Raw genomic sequence first — 16332 nt, forward strand, 5'->3', positions numbered from 1 at the left:
GTCGATACTGCGCGACTGTCCGGGGCCAATCCCTACAACACCATCCTCGGCGCTGTCTCCGCCGGATAGCTCAACGCAGGGGGTGGGTAATTACGTCTTCGATCTCCCATACGCGGCAGACACGATATCAGCCACAAGGTCGCAGAACTCTGTCCTAAGAATTCGCGAAAAATAACGTTGTTAAGTCCGCGCTTGCGCAGCCAACCGATTGATAAGGGCTTAGCATGCCGACAGCCGGAATTAATCGCGGCTTGGTCGGGCAGATTCTCCTGAGATAACGGAAATCAAACTTATATCCCGTCGAGGTTTACAGCCGGCTCCTCAAACTGGAGCTCGGCCATGTCTTCGGCATACTCCGGTCGCTGCCAAGGCCAATCACTTCTAGTATATTTGCGAAAGAATAACAGCTCACGATCAACTAGTGCCACTTTTCTTGCAATGCTATTGTAGACAAGCACAGGGGGAGAAATTTTTCGTTCCGATTGAAGCCTATTTAGGCGGCTCAAGGCAGCAGACAGCACGGATAAGTTAGCATCTTGCTCGTAATCTTGAATTCTTAAAAGCAGAACTTGCCGATCTAATCCCTTAAGTAACTCTTCATCGGAAGCCTCAACGCAAACACGTACTAAATGGTAATACATTTTCAGCTTTGTCCGCTCAGGATCCTTAAATCCTTTGCCCACGATCTCAACAAAGCCATGGTACCGATTTTCCTGTCCGGTACAAATCTTGTTCCTCGACTGTTCTACGATATCTAAATCCTCAATCTGAATCGTATTCAATTGCGTTTTGTAAACAGCCGATATCAAACAAGCTTCCTCAAGCATCCGTTGCAGAAGGCCAACACTACCACTTGCGTCACCTAAAAGCGCTTCCTTCAAAGGCTCACCAAATTTAATATTTAATACTTCTTATCCGCGTTTAACAACCAGCGCTAAGTCATCTTTATTCCATTGAATATCGATCTCTTCAACCCTTCCGTCCAAGTCGTTATTATAAAGCGTAAGAAGATTGTGCTCGGCCCAAACGCCTATTACTATAAGGAACACGGACATGTCCCAAAACGCTTTCATATCGAAAGCCAAGCGTCTACGCTCATCTTCAGAAAGATAATGGAAATCTTCTATCACCACTCTCTTTCCAGACGCCTTGATAATATCTGATAAATAAACCAAAGAGTCTGAATTTGAACTAAGGCCAACTTTGGTTTCCCATTCGTGACTAATACTGGCGTCCAAACTACCTCCCGCCTCAGCTTGAGAAAGTAATGGTATACCTACTTTCCCCTTTGCCTCAACTTGAGTCGATCCCTCTATTGTTCGCGTTGCAGTGTGCTCAAGTGGATCGCGCGCACCTAACTGACGACGGATCTCGTTATAGATACTTTCAATGGTAAAATCAGGATTGCACGGCACTATGATAGACTGGCTTTCTGGAAGCTGTTTCCTTCGAAGACTTGTCTTTCCCTGTTTCGATGAGCCGTAAATAACTATATGGCGATCAGATTCGAGTAGGTATCGAAACTTACCGTCTAATCCCTGCCGATCGACGTATGTGTATGTTGGCACCGATGCCGAAATGCCAAAAACTTCTTTCAAACTAACCATTAGATGCCCTCACTAATCATTTGGCCCCCGATCTCGGTGCACCATGGCAAAGAAGGGGTCTGGGGTCGAGACCCAAGCCGCCGGAGGCTTTTATCGCGGTTGAGACGTTGGTCCTTAGGCCCCGGGACAAGCCCGGGGCTACGGCGGGGCAGGCGAGTCGGGGGCGCGGGCGGTGCCCCCACCCTGCCGCTTCGCGGCTGTCCCTCCCCGCAAGGGGGAGGGCGTTGGGTTCAGTCTGCGGTGGGGAGGTAGATCTGGCTGCCCTTGGCGCGGAACTCGGCGCTTTTTTCGGCCATGCCGGCTTCGAGCATGCTGCCCTCAAGCATGTCTGGGCTGTTCTGCTTGGCGGCGTAGTCGCGGACGTCCTGGGTGATTTTCATGCTGCAGAATTTGGGGCCGCACATGCTGCAGAAGTGGGCGACTTTCGCACCTTCGGCGGGGAGGGTTTCGTCGTGGTATTTGAGGGCGGTTTCGGGATCGAGGCTGAGGTGGAACTGGTCCCGCCAGCGGAAATCGAAGCGGGCGCGGCTCAGGGCATCGTCGCGGAGCTGGGCGGCGGGGTGGCCTTTGGCGAGGTCGGCGGCGTGGGCGGCGAGTTTGTAGGTGATGACGCCGGTTTTTACATCGTCGCGGTCGGGGAGGCCGAGGTGCTCCTTGGGGGTGACGTAGCAGAGCATGGCGCAGCCGAACCAGCCGATCATGGCCGCACCTATGCCGCTGGTGATGTGATCGTAGCCCGGCGCGATGTCGGTGGTGAGGGGCCCGAGGGTGTAGAAGGGGGCTTCGCCGCATTCGGCGAGCTGCTTTTCCATGTTGATCTTGATCTTGTGCATGGGGACGTGGCCGGGGCCTTCGACCATGACCTGGCAATCATGCTTCCAGGCGATCTGGGTGAGTTCCCCCAAGGTTTCGAGTTCGGCGAACTGGGCGCGGTCGTTGGCGTCGGCGATGCTGCCGGGTCGGAGGCCGTCTCCGAGGCTGAAGCTCACGTCATAGGCGCGCATGATCTCGCAGATTTCCTCGAAGTGGGTGTAGAGGAAATTCTCCTTGTGGTGGCTGAGGCACCATTTGGCGAGGATGGAGCCGCCGCGGCTGACGATGCCGGTGACGCGGTTGGCGGTGAGGGGGACATAGGCGAGGCGCACGCCGGCGTGGATGGTGAAATAGTCGACGCCCTGTTCGGCCTGCTCGATGAGGGTGTCGCGGTAGACGTCCCAATTGAGGTCTTCGGCGATGCCGCCGACCTTTTCGAGCGCCTGGTAGATGGGGACGGTGCCGATGGGGACGGGGCTGTTGCGGAGAATCCATTCGCGGGTGTTGTGAATGTTCTTGCCGGTGCTGAGATCCATGACGTTGTCGGCACCCCAGCGGGCGGCCCAGACCATCTTTTCGACTTCTTGCGCCACGCTGCTGGCGACGGCGGAGTTGCCGATGTTGGCGTTGATTTTTACCAGGAAATTGCGGCCGATGATCATCGGCTCGGCCTCGGGGTGATTGATGTTGGCGGGGATGATGGCGCGGCCGCGGGCGATTTCGGAGCGGACGAATTCGGCGGTGACGTAATCGGGGATTTCGGCGCCGAAGGATTCGCCGTCGCGGGGCTGATCCGTGCGTTCGGCGCGGCCGATGTTTTCGCGGATGGCGACATACTCCATTTCCGGCGTGATGATGCCGCGGCGGGCGTAGGCGATTTGGGTGACGGCCCCATTGCCTGCACCGCCGGGTTTGGCGCGGAGGGGATTGCGGACGACGTTCGGGAATTCGGTGATTTCGGATTTGGCGCCGCCGTTATCCTCGGGCTTTACGGCTCGGCCGGGGTAGCGCTCGACGTCGCCGCGGGCTTCGACCCAGGGGGTGCGGAGCGGCGGCAGGCCAGCGGCAATGTCGATGAGGGTTTTGGCATCGGTGTAGGGGCCCGAGGCGTCGTAGAGGCGGACGGGCTCTTCCTTGGCGGAAGGATCGAGGACGACTTCGCGCATGGCGACGCGGATGTGGGGGTGGAGGGTGCCCGCGACATGGACCTTGCGGCTGCCCGGGAGGGGGCCGCTGGTGACGGGCATTTCGCCCAGGAAGTTCTCGAGGGGGGAGTTGATGTCGGCCATGGTACGCGCTCCTTGTTCGGGAGTGCGGGTGTTGGCCGCGCCCTCCCTACGCCGGGTTCAACCGGATCAGGTTCAGCGGGTCGCGGCGAAAACGCCACCTCTCAGCCACTCGATTGCGGCTCCCCGGGGTGCGACATTGGTGCGCTTGATGGCGCTGTGCGTCAACCTCGGAAATCGGTGACGATGCCGCGATCGGTGCCGCAGCTCTGGTCCCAGAAGCGGAAGTAGAGGCCGTAGTTGCAGTTGTAATGGCGGTGGTGCGCCTCGTGGTGCGACGCGGAGATGAAGTGGCGGCCGAACCAGCCGTTGACCCAGGATTTGGGGAACATCTCCCAGCCCATGTGGTTGGTGACGCCCATGATGGTGGCGATGGTGAGGACGATGGCCATGGCGCCGACATGGATGGGGATGATGAAGGCGAGGGCGGGAAGCAGGACAGCGCCGGAGATGGCCTCCCAGGGGTGGAAGCTCATCGCGGCCCAGGCTGTTGGGGGTTTCGAAGCGTGGTGGACGGCGTGGACGGCTTTGAAGAGCTTGGGGCCGTGCATCCAGCGGTGGGTCCAGTAGAACCAGCTGTCGTGGAGGAAGAGGTAGAGGGCGACCGAGAGCGGAAACCAGAGCCATTCGAGCGGGGTGCTGAGGCTGGTTTGCAGCTGTGTCCAGCCGCGGGTTCGCCAGAGCTCGAGGTTTAGGCCGGCGGGGACGGCGTAGATGACGGCGGAAAGCAGCGACCAGCGGATTTCGGAGGCGATCTGCTTCTTGCGCTTGGCGGGGTTGGCGGGGCCGGCGGTGATGCCGCGGCGCGCGGTGAGCCAGGCGAAGCCGCCCGAGACGGCGAGATAGCGGATGGTGACGATGGCCACCATGCCGAGGATGCCGAGGAGGATGGTGGGAGCGCCGATCACGCTGCAAGCCCTAGCCGCGCGGGGGCGCGGGGAGCAAGCGGCGTGAGGGTCGCACTTCTGGCCGCAATAGGGGCCGCTGTATTCGCCTTGGGGGCGTTACGCGATGCCGGCGAAGCGCAGGAGATAGATGATGACCGCAATCACGACCACGATGTTGACGATGGATTTGATCTTGCCGTCCATCGGAATGTAGGTGTTGATCAGCCAGAGGATGATGCCGACGACGACGAGAGTGATGAGAAGGTTGATCATGTTGGCTCCCAGCGTCTGAATGACGCACTGCGGTAAGGAAACTTGTTTCGACGGAATTGGTTCCAGCCAAATGTCGTGGCTGTTCATTTTTGCTGAATTCTGTTGGTCGGTGGACATCGGACCGGGGTCGTCGATCTGACTGGCAGTCTGTTATTCTTCGTGTGGTTCGACCGCTGGCTCAAGGCTGCGCGCTGAGCGCCTGGGCAAACACCGCCGTCAGCATCTCGGGGGTCAACCGGCCGGTGTTGGTGTTGAGTTGCGAGGGGTGGAAGCTGTCCAGCACCGTGTAGCCGGTGTAGAGGCGGTGGACGGCGCCATGCGCGAACGGGTGCTTGGGGAGCTTGCCGCCGCAAGCCTTGATGGCGGACTGGTGGGCGATCTGGCCGAGCGCCACGATGGTGCGGGCTGCGGGCAGGGCTTCGAGGGTGCCGAGCAGGAAGGGGCGGCAGGCGTGGACTTCGGCAGGGGTCGGCTTGTTGCCCGGCGGAGCGCAGCGGACGGCATTGGTGATGAAGGTGCGGTGGAGGTGAAGCGTGCCGTTCTCCTGCGGTGTGGCGAGTCCGGCGGCGATCAGGGTGGCTTCGAGGAGGCTGCCGGCGCTGTCTCCGGTGAAGGGGCGGCCGGTGCGGTTGGCGCCGGTGCGGCCGGGGGCGAGGCCGAGGATGAGGAGCCAGGCGGCGGGATCGCCGAAGCCCTGGACGGGGGCATTGTGCCACTCGGGGTTGCCGAGGCGGTTCGCGTGCCGATAGGTGACGAGCCGCGGGCAGAGCGGGCAGTCGGCTGGAGGTTCGGGCGCGTGCATGGGTGAGGCTTTGGCGTTGATCGGGCTGGGGAGCAACCGCCGGCATGGGCTGTATGGCCGGCCCGAGGGCGTGCTGCGGGCGGCAGTGGCGGCATTGTTGGCGGCGGGGCTGCGGGTGGAGCGGGTTTCCAAAGTTCATGCGACGGCGCCGATGGGGCCGGGGGGGCGGCGCTTTGCCAATGCGGTGCTGGCGGCACGCTGGGGCGGCGATGCGCATGGGCTGCTGGCGCTGGTGAAGGCGGTGGAGCGCGATTTCGGGCGGCGGGGGGCGCAGCGCTGGGGGGACCGGGTGCTCGATCTGGATGTGCTGGCGCTGGGGGATGTTGTGGTCCGCGAGGCTGGTCTTGTGGTGCCGCATGCGGGGCTGGCGGTGCGGCGATTTGTGTTGGCGCCGCTGGTGGAGGTGGCGCCGGGATGGCGGCATCCGGTGCTGGGGTTGACGGCTCGGCAGTTGCATGTGCGGGCGTTGCGTCCTAAACGCGCGCCGTTGCGTGTGGGCCCTTAGCTCAATCGGTAGAGCGGACGCCTTTTAAGCGTTAGGTCGCGGGTTCAAATCCCGCAGGGCCCACCAACGCGCAGCGCGGCAAGATTTTGCGAAGCAAAATCGCGACTCGCGCCAGCGCGGCCGGCGAGGCGGCTGGCCCTGCCAGCCGAACTCGTCCGACGGCGTGGCTTGGCCACGCGCTTTCTTTCTTCCTGCCTTTCTGCGCCCCTCGCAGCGTTCGCCGGCCTCCCCTCGGCGGCGGCTTCGCCGCGCCGCCGCACCGACCGCCCCGCAAAGGCCCTCACCCTCCCACGCGCTGAAGAAGCGCGCGGGCCCCTCCCTCTCCCGCGTTGCGGGAGAGGGTGTTAAGGGAGCGCAGGGGGGCACATCATGGCATTATCGGACTGGGCGCTGAGCGACTTCACCGGCGGCGGCTTCACGCGGCCTGTCTATCGGCGCGGGCAGGGGCCGGCGGTGATCGTGATCCATGAGATTCCGGGGCTGCATCCGCAGGTGATCGACTTCGGCGAGCGGCTAGTGGATGCGGGGATGAGCGTGTTCATGCCGAGCCTGTTCGGGACGCCGGGCAAGGCGGTGACCAAGGGCTATGCGATCCGCTCGATGCTGGGGAATATCTGCATTCGCCGCGAGTTCAGCGTGTGGAAGGATGGGCGGTCGAGCCCGATTGTCGACTGGCTGCGGGCGCTGGCGCGGCATGCGCATGGGACGTGCGGCGGGCCGGGGGTGGGGGCGGTGGGGATGTGCTTCACCGGCGGCTTTGCGCTGGCGATGATGACCGAGCCGGCGGTGGTGGCACCTGTGCTGGCGCAGCCTTCGATGCCCATTCGGGGTGCAAAAGCTGGATCGATCGATGTGTCGCCGGCCGAGATGGCGTGTGCGAAGCGGCGGCTGGTCGATGAGGATCTGACCGTGCTCGGGCTGCGCTACAAGGGTGATCCGTTTGTGCCCGATGCGCGGTTTGCGCGATTGTCGGCGGAGCTGGAGGACAGGTTCGAAGCGGTGGCGCTTGAGCCCGAGGACGCAAAGCCCGATACGGGGATGACGCCGCACAGCGTGCTGACGATCCACCTGCCGACGAGCGGGCCTGGGAAGGATGCCGAGGTGCGGACGATCGGCTTCTTCAGGAAAAGGTTGGGATTGGCGTGATGCGCGTGTTGGGATTGGGTGTGGCGGCGGTGATGCTGGTGGCGGCGGTCGGGGTGCCGGTGGTGCTGCCTGGCGGCACGCGGGCGACTGACACCAAGGAGGGCACCGGGCAGGTGGCCGAGCCGGGGCAGCAGGTGGCGGTGCATTACACCGGCTGGACGTGGAGCCAGGGGCTGAAGGGCAAGCAGTTCGACAGCTCGAAGGGCGGGCCGCCGTTCGTGTTCACGCTGGGCATCGGCGAGGTCATCCTGGGGTGGGACGAGGGTGTGGCGGGGATGCGCGTGGGCGGAAAGCGGACGTTGATCGTGCCTGCCGGGGCCGCTTATGGCGATGCCGGGGCAGGGCCGGATATTCCGCCGGGTGCGACACTGCTGTTCGAGGTGGAGTTGCTTGGCGTCCGCTAGCCGATTATGCTGCAAGTGCGAAGAAGAGGACGAAGGCTTAATGAGCTGGTGTGAAATCAAGGAAGCGGGGGCGCCGACGCGCGTGCTCGTGCTGCAGGGCGGGGGCGCGCTCGGAAGTTATCAGGCAGGCGTTTTCGAGGCGCTCGATGGGGCGTGCTTCCTGCCCGATTGGGTGGCGGGAACATCGATCGGCGCGATCAATGGTGCGATCATTGCCGGCAACCGGCCGGACGACCGGCTGGCGGCGCTGCGCGGCTTCTGGGAGACGGTGACCGGGGGGCTTCCGATCGAGGGTGAGGGGCTGGGGCGTGGATTGACCGCAGCCTGGCACCAGTGGGCGAGCAGCTGGGCGATGTTCAATGGCGCGCCGGGGTTTTTTCGCCCGCAATGGCCGCCGGTGGTGCCGTGGCTGGCGGGACCGCTGGGGATGTATGACACGCGGCCGCTGCTGGAGACGCTCGACCGGCTGGTGGACTGGGACCTGCTCAACTCGGGCGCGGTGCGGCTGAGTGTGGGGGCGGTGAATGTGGAGACCGGCAACTTCCGTTACTTCGACACCGAGACCGAGCGGCTCGATGCGCGGCACATCATGGCCTCGGGCGCGTTGCCGCCGGGGTTTGCGCCGGTGCAGATCGACGATTGCTGGTGGTGGGACGGCGGGCTGGTGTCGAACACCCCGCTCGAACATGTGCTCGAGCATTGCGGCGCGCGCGATGCGGTGGTGGTCCAGGTCGATCTGTTCCCGTCGCGGGGGCCGCTGCCCGACTCTGTTGCCGAGGCCGAGGAGCGGGTGGCGGACATCCGCTTTTCCAGCCGCACCCGGCTGGTGACCGATGCCGGGGTGAAGCTCGAAGCGGTACGAGCGAGTGCGCGCAAGCTGCTGGCAATGCTGCCGGCGGAGCTGCGCGACAGCCGCGAGGGGCGGTCGCTTGCGCGCCAGTCCCAGGCCGGCGGGCGGGTGGCGATCGGGCAGCTGGTGTACAAGGAGCAGCCGGTGCGCGGGGCGGCGCGGGGCCGCGAGTTCAGCCGGGTGACGATGCGCGCGCATTGGGCATCGGGGCTGCACGACATGACCGCGGGGCTGGGCTGTGCCGTCCGGCTGGCGCACGACATGCCCGAGGGCGTTTCGAGCCATGACCTGACGGCCCCCGGCAACATCGGCATGGCGATGGCGGCCGAGTGAATTTCGTTTTGTTGTCGAGGGTTCTCTGTCGGAAAACCGGGTTCCGCTTTTCCGCAACACATTTCAGGAGTGGCGTATGAGCAAGTTTCTGAGCGGCAAGGTGGCGCTGGTGACCGGGGCCACGAGCGGCATCGGGCTGGCGGTGGCGGATGCCCTGGGGGCTGCGGGTGCAGACCTGGTGATCGGCGGCTTCGGCGAGGCCGATGCGGTTGCGGCGACGGTGAAGGATCTCGCCGACCGTCATGGGGTGCGGGTGGCGCATGATGGCTCGGACCTGACCGATGGGGCGGCGGTGCGGGCGATGGTGGCCAGGGTTGAATCCGATTTCGGGCGGGTGGATGTGCTGGTGAACAATGCCGGCATGCAGCATGTGGCGCCGGTGGAGGAATTTCCGCCCGAGCGCTGGGACCTGATCATGGCGCTCAACCTGTCGGCGGCCTTTCATGGCATGGCAGCGGTGGTTCCGGGGATGAAGGCGCGCGGATGGGGGCGGATCATCTCGACGGCGAGTGCGCACTCGCTGGTCGCGAGCCCGTTCAAGAGTGCCTATGTGGCGGCCAAGCACGGCCTGCTCGGCCTGAGCAAGACGGTGGCGCTGGAAACGGCCGAGCATGGCATCACCGTCAACACGATTTCGCCGGGCTATGTGTGGACGCCGCTGGTGGAGAAGCAGATTCCCGACACGATGAAGGCGCGGGGGCTGACGCGCGAGCAGGTGATCGACGATGTGCTGCTGAAGGCACAGCCGACCAAGGCGTTCGTGACGGTGGAACAGGTGGCGGCGATGGCGCTGCATTTGTGCTCGGATGCTTCGGCGCCGATTACCGGGGCCAACCTTGTCATGGACGGGGGTTGGTCGGCGGCTTGAGCCCGTCACCCTCCCTCTCCCGCGCGCTGGGAGAAGGGCTTGTCACTCCGAATGAACGCGCCGACACTCTTTCGAGTGGTGGCGATTCGCCGCGGACGGCCTCGGGGACATGAGGCGCTGCGGGCACATTCAGGGGGAACTTATGGCCGTATCCGAGCATGTCGATCTGCCGCGCTTCATCGAGGGAGTGAAGAAGCGCAATCCGGGACAGGATGAATTCGTGCAGGCGGTCACCGAGGTGGCCGAGGACATTTTCGGCTTCATGGCCGACAAGGTGAAATACCACGAGGCGCAGATCCTGCGGCGCATCGCCGAGCCCGACCGGGTGATCAGCTTTCGCGTGTGCTGGGAGGACGACAAGGGCAATATTCGCGTGCAGCGCGGCTGGCGGGTGCAGAACAACAATTCGATCGGGCCGTACAAGGGTGGCATCCGCTTCCACCCGAGCGTGACCGAGAGCGTGCTGAAGTTCCTGGCGTTCGAGCAGACCTTCAAGAACGCGCTGACCGGGCTTCCGATGGGCGGCGGCAAGGGCGGATCGAACTTCAACCCCAAGGGCAAGAGCGTGAACGAAATCATGCGCTTCTGCCAGAGTTTCATGACCGAGCTTTATCGCCACATCGGCGCCGATGTGGATGTGCCGGCGGGTGATATCGGCGTGGGCGGCCGCGAGATCGGTTTCATGTTCGGCCAGTACAAGCGGATCACCAACAATTTCACCGGCGTGCTGACCGGCAAGGGGCTGGAATGGGGCGGCTCGCTGATCCGCACCGAGGCGACCGGATATGGTGCCGTATATTTCCTGCAGAACATGCTGAAAACCAAGGGCGATTCGCTTGAGGGCAAGACTGCGGTGATCTCGGGATCGGGCAATGTGGCGACGCATGCGGCCGAGAAGATCGTGGCGCTGGGCGGCAAGGTGCTGACGCTCTCCGATTCCGAAGGCTTTGTGCATGATCCCGATGGCATCACCCAGGAGAAGATCGACTGGGTGAAGGAGCACAAGACCCATCGGCGCGGCCGGATTTCGGACTATGCCAAGGAGTTCAAGGGTGCGTCTTTCCATGGTGGCGGGGCGCGGCCCTGGGGGGTGGCGTGCGACGTGGCGCTGCCCTGCGCCACGCAGAACGAACTGAATGGCGAAGAGGCGAAGACGCTGCTCAAGAACGGCTGCATCGCGGTATCGGAAGGGGCGAACATGCCGACCGATCTCGATGGCGTGCACATCTTCAAGGCGGCGAAGATCCTCTATGCGCCGGGCAAGGCTTCGAATGCCGGCGGGGTTGCGGTGTCGGGGCTGGAGATGAGCCAGAATTCGGCGCGGATCAGCTGGAAGGAAGCCGATCTGCAGCAGCAACTGCTCGACATCATGGAAGGCATCCATTCGCGGTGCCTCGAATATGGATCCGACGGGAAGGGCTATACCGATTATGTGAAGGGGGCGAACATCGCCGGCTTCAAGAAGGTGGCCGATTCCATGCTGGCCTATGGGGTGGTCTGAGGCTTGCCTGCATGTCGCTGCGCGGGAACGCGCGGGCCTGGTCGCCGTTGATCGGTGAAGGGGCCGGGAGAGTGATGTGGCGAAGGGCAAGGCAAAGGATCTGAAGGCCGGCGATGCGGTGGAATGGGAGTCTTCGGGCGGCCATTCGACTGGCAAGGTCGTCAAGAAGATCATCCGCGAGACGAAGCTGAAGGGTCATGTTGCCAAGGCTTCCCCCGACGAGCCGCAGTTCAAGGTGAAATCCGAGACGGGCGGCGAGGCGATCCATCGGCCCGAAGCGCTGAAAAAGGTCTGAGATGATGTCCGGGATGGTCGAGGCGGCCAGGCGCCCGGCGCGCGTTTGGCTGGTGGCCAATCCGGCGTCGGGTTCGACCGATGCGGGGCAGGTGGCGGCGGTGCGTGCGCAGCTTGGCGCGGCTGGGGCGGATATCCTGGGCGAGACGCGATTTTCGGACGAAGACCTGCCGCTGGCCGCGGCGCTGGAGGCCGGTGCGATCGACACGCTGATCATCTTCGGTGGCGATGGCACGATCAACGCCGTGGTGGCGGCGGTGGGTGACTGGGCCGGGCAATGCCTGGTGCTGCCCGGTGGCACGATGAACAAGCTTGCTCTTGCGCTGCACGGCGAGACGGCGCGCGAGACTATTCTGGGACGGATCGCCACTGCGCGGCTGGTGCGGCTGCCGGCTGCCGACGCCGGGGGGCACAGGGCGCTGGTGGGTATTATTCTGGGGCCTGCGGCTGCTTGGGTTCATGCCCGCGAGGGGGTGCGCAAGCGGCGCTTCTGGCGCGCGGTGCGGGCAGCACAGGTGGCGCTGGCGCGGAGCTTCGGCGGCGGGATTTCGGTGGTCGGCACGCCCGGCCGCCACCGTGCGGTGGTGGTGACCCCCGATGCAGACGGCCTCGAAGTGGCGATGATCGACGCGGCCGGGGTGGGGGATGCGATGCGGATCGGCTGGAGCTGGCTGAGCGGGGACTGGCGGGACAGCCAGCTGGTGGAGGCCGGCCGTGCCGCCGAGGTGACGCTTGCCGGACGGCGACGGGTGCGGGCGTTGTTCGATGGCGAGCCGGCCATGCTGGCGAGCCCGGTGACGGTGCGGCACAGCATGACGTCGCTGCACTTCGTGGCGACGGCAGGTGCTGCATGACGCGGATCTTCCATGTGTCCGACGTGCATTTCGGGACCGAGGACCGCGATGCGCTGGCTTGGTTTGCGGCCGAAGTGAAGGCAGCATCGCCCGACCTGGTGCTGGTGACGGGCGACCTGACCGCCGCGGCGCGGACCAGCGAGTTTGCGGCGGCGGGCGATTGGCTGGCGGGGCTGGCAGCGCCGGTGCGGATCGAACCCGGGAACCATGATTTGCCGGTGTACAACCCCGTGCTGCGGTTGACGCGACCCTATGCGCGGCTGGCGCGGCTGGTTGCGCGGGTCGGACGGCCGGCGGTGCTCGACGATGTGAGCCTGGTGTCGCTGAAGACGACGGCACGCGCGCAATGGCGCACCAACTGGTCGCTCGGCCATGTCGGGCGATCGGCGCTGGCGCGCACCTTGGCCGAGGTGCGGGCAGCGCCGGCATCGCGCCCGATCATTGCCGCCTGCCACCATCCGCTGGTGGACATGGGCACGCGCACCAAGGGGTCGACGCGGGGCGGGGCAGCCGCGTTGGCGGCGCTGGCTGAGGCCGGGGTGACGGCAGTGGTGAGCGGCCATACGCATGATCCGTTCGACCGGATGTGGCCGCATGGTGATGGCGCGGTGCGGCTGATCGGAGCGGGCACGCTCTCGGAGCGGGTGCGCGAAACGATGCCCTCCTACAACCGGATCACGGTGGTGGATGGCGAGATCGACAACTTCGTGGTTTCTCATGGTGAGGGCAGCGGCCGATAATAGCTTTCCATCACTGGTGGCCCGCGTCAGTATGCACCAGGTTCAAGTATATCCGGGGGGAAAAGCGCATGACCAAGGCATCCGATCTGCTGGTGCAATGCCTTGAGGGCGAGGGCGTCGAGTATGTGTTCGGGGTGCCGGGGGAGGAGAATTTGGATTTTCTGGATTCGCTTTCGCGCTCGACGAAGATCCGGCTGATCCTGACGCGGCATGAGCAGGGGGCGGGGTTCATGGCGTCCACCTATGGCCGGCATACCGGCAAGGCGGGGGTTTGCGTGGCGACGCTGGGGCCGGGTGCCACCAACCTCGTGACCGCGGCGGCCTATGCGTTTCTGGGCGGGATGCCGATGCTGATGATCACTGGGCAGAAGCCGATCAAGAAATCCAAGCAGGGGCGCTTCCAGATTCTCGACGTGGTCGACATGATGCGGCCGATCACCAAATATACCCATCAGCTGGCAAGTGCCGACAATATTCCGGCGCGTACGCGCGAGGCGTTCCGGCTGGCGCAGGAGGAGAAGCCGGGTGCAACGCACCTCGAGCTGCCCGAGGATATTGCCCATGACCCGACCGATGCGACGCCGATCCCGCCGAGCTATGCGCGGCGGCCGCTGGCAGATGGCAAGGCCATTCTGGCGGCGGTGCGCGCGATCGAGGCGGCCAAGGCGCCGATCCTGGTGGTGGGCGCCGGTGCCAACCGCACGATGACATCGAAGATGTTGCTCGAACTCGTTGAAAAGACAGGAATTCCGTTTTTGACGACGCAGCTCGGCAAGGGTGTGATCGATGAGCGGCACCCGAAGTTCCTCGGCTGTGCGGCTCTTTCGGCGGGGGATTTTGTCCATGCCGCGGTGCGCAAGGCCGATGTGATCGTCAATATTGGCCATGATGTAATTGAAAAGCCACCGTTCTTCATGGGCCATGATGGGACGACGGTGATCCATATGAGCTTCCGCTCGGCGGAGGTCGATCCTGTGTATTTTCCGCAGATCGAGGTGGTGGGCGATATTGCCAATGCCGTGTGGCAGCTGAAGGAAGCGATCAGGGTGCAGCCGCACTGGGCGTTCGACGGGATGCTGGCGGCGCGCGCGCAGGAGGTGCTGCACCGCGATGCCGCGATCGGTGACATGCGCTTTCCCATCTACCCGCAGCATCTTGTCGACCAGGTGCGCAAGGTGATGCCCGAGGACGGGATCATCGCGCTCGACAATGGCGTGTACAAGATCTGGTTCGCGCGCAACTATACAGCCTATCGTCCCAACACGGTGCTGCTCGACAATGCGCTGGCGACGATGGGCGCCGGGCTGCCGAGCGCCATGGCCTCGAACATGGTGTACCCGGACCGGAAGGTGATGGCGGTGTGCGGCGATGGCGGCTTCATGATGAACAGCCAGGAGATGGAGACCGCAGTGCGGCTCGGGCTCAACATCACCGTGCTGATCCTCAACGACAACAGCTATGGCATGATCCGCTGGAAGCAGGCGAACATGGGCTTCAAGGATTGGGGGCTGACCTATGGCAACCCCGATTTCGTGGCCTATGCCGAGAGCTATGGCGCGCATGGGCACCGGGTGACGAGCGCCGAGATGCTGCCGGGGCTGTTCAAGCACTGTCTCGACACGCCGGGGGTGCATCTGATCGATTGCCCGGTGGATTATTGCGACAATGATCGAATCCTGAACAAGGAGATCAAGGAGCTGTCGGCAAAGCTCTGATCCAGCACGGGTTTTGCCGGGCGGCGCGAATTGCATCGCTTGACCGCGACGGAACCATCAACGGCAAAGTGAAGGAATTGTTCGAAGATTGTTGATGCCTGCGTTCCAGGGGGCGCAACTTTGCCTTGGACGTGCCGTCAATAATGGTCCTGTTTCGGGGACGTTTTGCATGGACCAGCCTGATGTGAGCCAGTTTGCCGGTGCAAAACCGCTCGCCGATGGTTTGCTGGCGGGTGTGCTGGCGGGTGTGCTGGCAGCGCCGGAGCAGCGCGATGTGGGGCCGTCCGAGGACATCATCGACAGCTTCCTGCGGGCGGCACGGACGCATCTGGGACTGCAGGTGGCCTATGTTTCGGAATTCTGCGGCAATGATGCGCTCTACCGGCATGTCGATGCGCCGGGGCTGGAGGCGCTGATCAAGCCGGGGGACCGCCGATCGCTCGATGATGTGTATTGCCGGCATATTCTTTCGGGGGCGCTGCCCGAGCTGATTCCCGATACGGCGGCGGAACCGCTGGCGGTGGCGATGCCGATCACCAGTGCGGTGCCGATCGGCGCGCATGTGAGCGTGCCGTTGCGGCTGGAGGGGGGCGAGCTGTTCGGGATGTTCTGCTGCCTGGGGCCGGCGGCGGACACGAGCCTGACGATGCGCGACCTCGGGATTGTCCGGGTTTTTGCCCAGATGGCCGCGGCGGAGCTGCAGCGGCGGCAGGCAACGGCCGTGGCGCTGGCGGCGAAGCGGGCGCCGGTGGCGCGGATGATCGACGGTGGTGGGCCGGACATGGTGTACCAGCCGATCTATCGCATTGGTGCTGCGCGGGCCGGACCTGTGGTTTGCCGATGCCCTTGACGTCGGCCTGGCGGAGCCGCTCGAACTCGCCGCGGTGGCGCAGGCGCTGGCTGGGCTCCCGATGCTGCCGACGGACTGCTATCTGGCGGTGAATGTGTCTCCGGCCACGGCGTGTTCCCCGGCGCTGGCGGGGCTGCTGGCGGGGACAGACCTGCGTCGGCTGGTGCTGGAGATCACCGAGCAGCAGGCGACGGCGGATGTGGCAACGTTGCTGGTGATGCTGGCGCCGTTGCGGGCGGCCGGGTTGCGGCTGGCGATCGATGATGCCGGCGTGGGGTATAGCGGGTTGCAGAAGATCCTCGAACTGCGGCCCGACATCATCAAGCTCGACCGGTTTTTCGTGACCGGGATCGATGCCGATCCGTCTCGGCGGGCGCTGGCAGCGGCGCTTGCCGACTTTGCCGGGGTGATGGGGGCGGAACTGGTGGCGGAAGGCGTGGAGACCGAGGCGGAACTGGCGGCGATCGCGCTGCTGGGCTTCGCCAAGGTGCAGGGCTGGCTGCTTGGGCGGCCGATGACACTGGCGGCGCTGGCTGAAGGGCAGTGAAAGTCGTTTGAGCCGCGCTCAAGTTCGGATACAAGACTGATCCGGACTTTTGAGAGG

At 64.1% G+C, this 16332-nt stretch carries 18 protein-coding genes, 1 tRNA gene and 1 riboswitch; of the genes, 13 read left to right on the top strand and 6 right to left on the bottom strand.

The window, feature by feature from the left end:
* Positions 1–290: 290 nt before the first annotated feature.
* From FHS79_RS12800 to FHS79_RS12825, 6 genes are all read right to left on the bottom strand, one after another.
* Positions 291–881 (bottom strand): hypothetical protein, encoded by a 591-nt coding sequence (locus FHS79_RS12800; RefSeq protein WP_184200675.1) that lies wholly within the window; start codon positions 879–881, stop codon positions 291–293.
* A gap of 30 nt (positions 882–911) precedes the next feature.
* A complete protein-coding gene (locus tag FHS79_RS12805; protein WP_184200678.1) occupies positions 912–1607 on the bottom strand; it encodes a hypothetical protein in 696 nt (231 codons plus the stop codon).
* A 230-nt stretch (positions 1608–1837) separates the two neighbouring features.
* Complete coding sequence (thiC, locus tag FHS79_RS12810) at positions 1838–3709, bottom strand: phosphomethylpyrimidine synthase ThiC (RefSeq protein WP_274603731.1); 1872 nt, start codon at positions 3707–3709, stop codon at positions 1838–1840.
* 26 nt (positions 3710–3735) lie between these two features.
* Positions 3736–3845: riboswitch (TPP riboswitch) on the bottom strand.
* 25 nt (positions 3846–3870) lie between these two features.
* Positions 3871–4575 carry a sterol desaturase family protein gene (locus FHS79_RS12815; RefSeq protein ID WP_184200878.1) on the bottom strand — a complete coding sequence of 235 codons (705 nt, stop codon included), beginning with the start codon at positions 4573–4575 and terminating at the stop codon, positions 3871–3873.
* Positions 4576–4710: 135 nt separating this feature from the next.
* A complete protein-coding gene (locus FHS79_RS12820; RefSeq protein WP_184200681.1) occupies positions 4711–4866 on the bottom strand; it encodes a Thivi_2564 family membrane protein in 156 nt (51 codons plus the stop codon).
* A 178-nt stretch (positions 4867–5044) separates the two neighbouring features.
* Positions 5045–5668, bottom strand: coding sequence for a uracil-DNA glycosylase (locus tag FHS79_RS12825; protein WP_184200684.1), 624 nt, complete (start codon positions 5666–5668; stop codon positions 5045–5047).
* On the opposite strand from FHS79_RS12825, the gene folK reads away from it, so the two are divergent.
* From folK to FHS79_RS12890, 13 genes are all read left to right on the top strand, one after another.
* Positions 5667–6173: a 2-amino-4-hydroxy-6-hydroxymethyldihydropteridine diphosphokinase gene (gene folK / locus FHS79_RS12830; protein WP_184200687.1), complete on the top strand. Its 507-nt coding sequence runs from the start codon at positions 5667–5669 to the stop codon at positions 6171–6173. The genes FHS79_RS12825 and folK overlap by 2 nt on opposite strands.
* Positions 6164–6239, top strand: a tRNA-Lys gene (locus FHS79_RS12835). Before folK ends, FHS79_RS12835 begins: the two co-directional genes overlap by 10 nt.
* Positions 6240–6542: 303 nt before the next feature.
* Complete coding sequence (locus tag FHS79_RS12840) at positions 6543–7319, top strand: dienelactone hydrolase family protein (protein WP_184200690.1); 777 nt, start codon at positions 6543–6545, stop codon at positions 7317–7319.
* Positions 7319–7723: an FKBP-type peptidyl-prolyl cis-trans isomerase gene (locus tag FHS79_RS12845; protein ID WP_184200693.1), complete on the top strand. Its 405-nt coding sequence runs from the start codon at positions 7319–7321 to the stop codon at positions 7721–7723. The genes FHS79_RS12840 and FHS79_RS12845 overlap by 1 nt, the downstream gene beginning before the upstream one ends.
* Positions 7724–7763: 40 nt before the next feature.
* Positions 7764–8906, top strand: coding sequence for a patatin-like phospholipase family protein (locus FHS79_RS12850; protein WP_184200696.1), 1143 nt, complete (start codon positions 7764–7766; stop codon positions 8904–8906).
* A gap of 76 nt (positions 8907–8982) precedes the next feature.
* Positions 8983–9774 carry a 3-hydroxybutyrate dehydrogenase gene (locus tag FHS79_RS12855; RefSeq protein ID WP_184200699.1) on the top strand — a complete coding sequence of 264 codons (792 nt, stop codon included), beginning with the start codon at positions 8983–8985 and terminating at the stop codon, positions 9772–9774.
* Between the two features lie 142 nt (positions 9775–9916).
* The gene (gene gdhA / locus FHS79_RS12860) at positions 9917–11275 is read left to right on the top strand and encodes an NADP-specific glutamate dehydrogenase (protein WP_184200702.1); all 1359 of its coding nucleotides are present in this window, start codon (positions 9917–9919) and stop codon (positions 11273–11275) included.
* A 76-nt stretch (positions 11276–11351) separates the two neighbouring features.
* A complete protein-coding gene (locus tag FHS79_RS12865; protein WP_184200705.1) occupies positions 11352–11570 on the top strand; it encodes a hypervirulence associated TUDOR domain-containing protein in 219 nt (72 codons plus the stop codon).
* A 4-nt stretch (positions 11571–11574) separates the two neighbouring features.
* Complete coding sequence (locus FHS79_RS12870) at positions 11575–12423, top strand: diacylglycerol/lipid kinase family protein (RefSeq protein WP_207792343.1); 849 nt, start codon at positions 11575–11577, stop codon at positions 12421–12423.
* The gene (locus FHS79_RS12875) at positions 12420–13163 is read left to right on the top strand and encodes a metallophosphoesterase family protein (RefSeq protein ID WP_184200711.1); all 744 of its coding nucleotides are present in this window, start codon (positions 12420–12422) and stop codon (positions 13161–13163) included. The genes FHS79_RS12870 and FHS79_RS12875 overlap by 4 nt, the downstream gene beginning before the upstream one ends.
* 68 nt (positions 13164–13231) lie before the next feature.
* Positions 13232–14878: an acetolactate synthase large subunit gene (locus tag FHS79_RS12880; RefSeq protein WP_184200714.1), complete on the top strand. Its 1647-nt coding sequence runs from the start codon at positions 13232–13234 to the stop codon at positions 14876–14878.
* Positions 14879–15047: 169 nt separating this feature from the next.
* Positions 15048–15728: a GAF domain-containing protein gene (locus FHS79_RS12885; protein WP_184200717.1), complete on the top strand. Its 681-nt coding sequence runs from the start codon at positions 15048–15050 to the stop codon at positions 15726–15728.
* Entirely contained in the window at positions 15688–16275 is a 588-nt protein-coding gene (locus FHS79_RS12890; RefSeq protein WP_184200719.1) for an EAL domain-containing protein, read from the top strand. Before FHS79_RS12885 ends, FHS79_RS12890 begins: the two co-directional genes overlap by 41 nt.
* Positions 16276–16332 lie beyond the last annotated feature (57 nt).

Origin of the sequence: Polymorphobacter multimanifer (genome assembly GCF_014205635.1) — a bacterium.
Lineage (GTDB): Bacteria > Pseudomonadota > Alphaproteobacteria > Sphingomonadales > Sphingomonadaceae > Sandarakinorhabdus > Sandarakinorhabdus multimanifer.

What these genes read in the sequence shown, in the direction of transcription:
- FHS79_RS12855 (WP_184200699.1), top strand. Translation starts at nt 8,983, where the DNA reads ATGAGCAAGTTTCTGAGCGGCAAGGTGGCGCTGGTGACCGGGGCCACG.
- FHS79_RS12880 (WP_184200714.1), top strand. Translation starts at nt 13,232, where the DNA reads ATGACCAAGGCATCCGATCTGCTGGTGCAATGCCTTGAGGGCGAGGGC.
- FHS79_RS12875 (WP_184200711.1), top strand. Translation starts at nt 12,420, where the DNA reads ATGACGCGGATCTTCCATGTGTCCGACGTGCATTTCGGGACCGAGGAC.
- FHS79_RS12815 (WP_184200878.1), bottom strand. Translation starts at nt 4,575, where the DNA reads ATGGTGGCCATCGTCACCATCCGCTATCTCGCCGTCTCGGGCGGCTTC.
- FHS79_RS12850 (WP_184200696.1), top strand. Translation starts at nt 7,764, where the DNA reads ATGAGCTGGTGTGAAATCAAGGAAGCGGGGGCGCCGACGCGCGTGCTC.
- FHS79_RS12825 (WP_184200684.1), bottom strand. Translation starts at nt 5,668, where the DNA reads ATGCACGCGCCCGAACCTCCAGCCGACTGCCCGCTCTGCCCGCGGCTC.
- FHS79_RS12870 (WP_207792343.1), top strand. Translation starts at nt 11,575, where the DNA reads ATGTCCGGGATGGTCGAGGCGGCCAGGCGCCCGGCGCGCGTTTGGCTG.
- FHS79_RS12845 (WP_184200693.1), top strand. Translation starts at nt 7,319, where the DNA reads ATGCGCGTGTTGGGATTGGGTGTGGCGGCGGTGATGCTGGTGGCGGCG.
- thiC (WP_274603731.1), bottom strand. Translation starts at nt 3,709, where the DNA reads ATGGCCGACATCAACTCCCCCCTCGAGAACTTCCTGGGCGAAATGCCC.
- FHS79_RS12805 (WP_184200678.1), bottom strand. Translation starts at nt 1,607, where the DNA reads ATGGTTAGTTTGAAAGAAGTTTTTGGCATTTCGGCATCGGTGCCAACA.
- FHS79_RS12820 (WP_184200681.1), bottom strand. Translation starts at nt 4,866, where the DNA reads ATGATCAACCTTCTCATCACTCTCGTCGTCGTCGGCATCATCCTCTGG.
- folK (WP_184200687.1), top strand. Translation starts at nt 5,667, where the DNA reads ATGGGTGAGGCTTTGGCGTTGATCGGGCTGGGGAGCAACCGCCGGCAT.
- FHS79_RS12840 (WP_184200690.1), top strand. Translation starts at nt 6,543, where the DNA reads ATGGCATTATCGGACTGGGCGCTGAGCGACTTCACCGGCGGCGGCTTC.
- gdhA (WP_184200702.1), top strand. Translation starts at nt 9,917, where the DNA reads ATGGCCGTATCCGAGCATGTCGATCTGCCGCGCTTCATCGAGGGAGTG.
- FHS79_RS12885 (WP_184200717.1), top strand. Translation starts at nt 15,048, where the DNA reads ATGGACCAGCCTGATGTGAGCCAGTTTGCCGGTGCAAAACCGCTCGCC.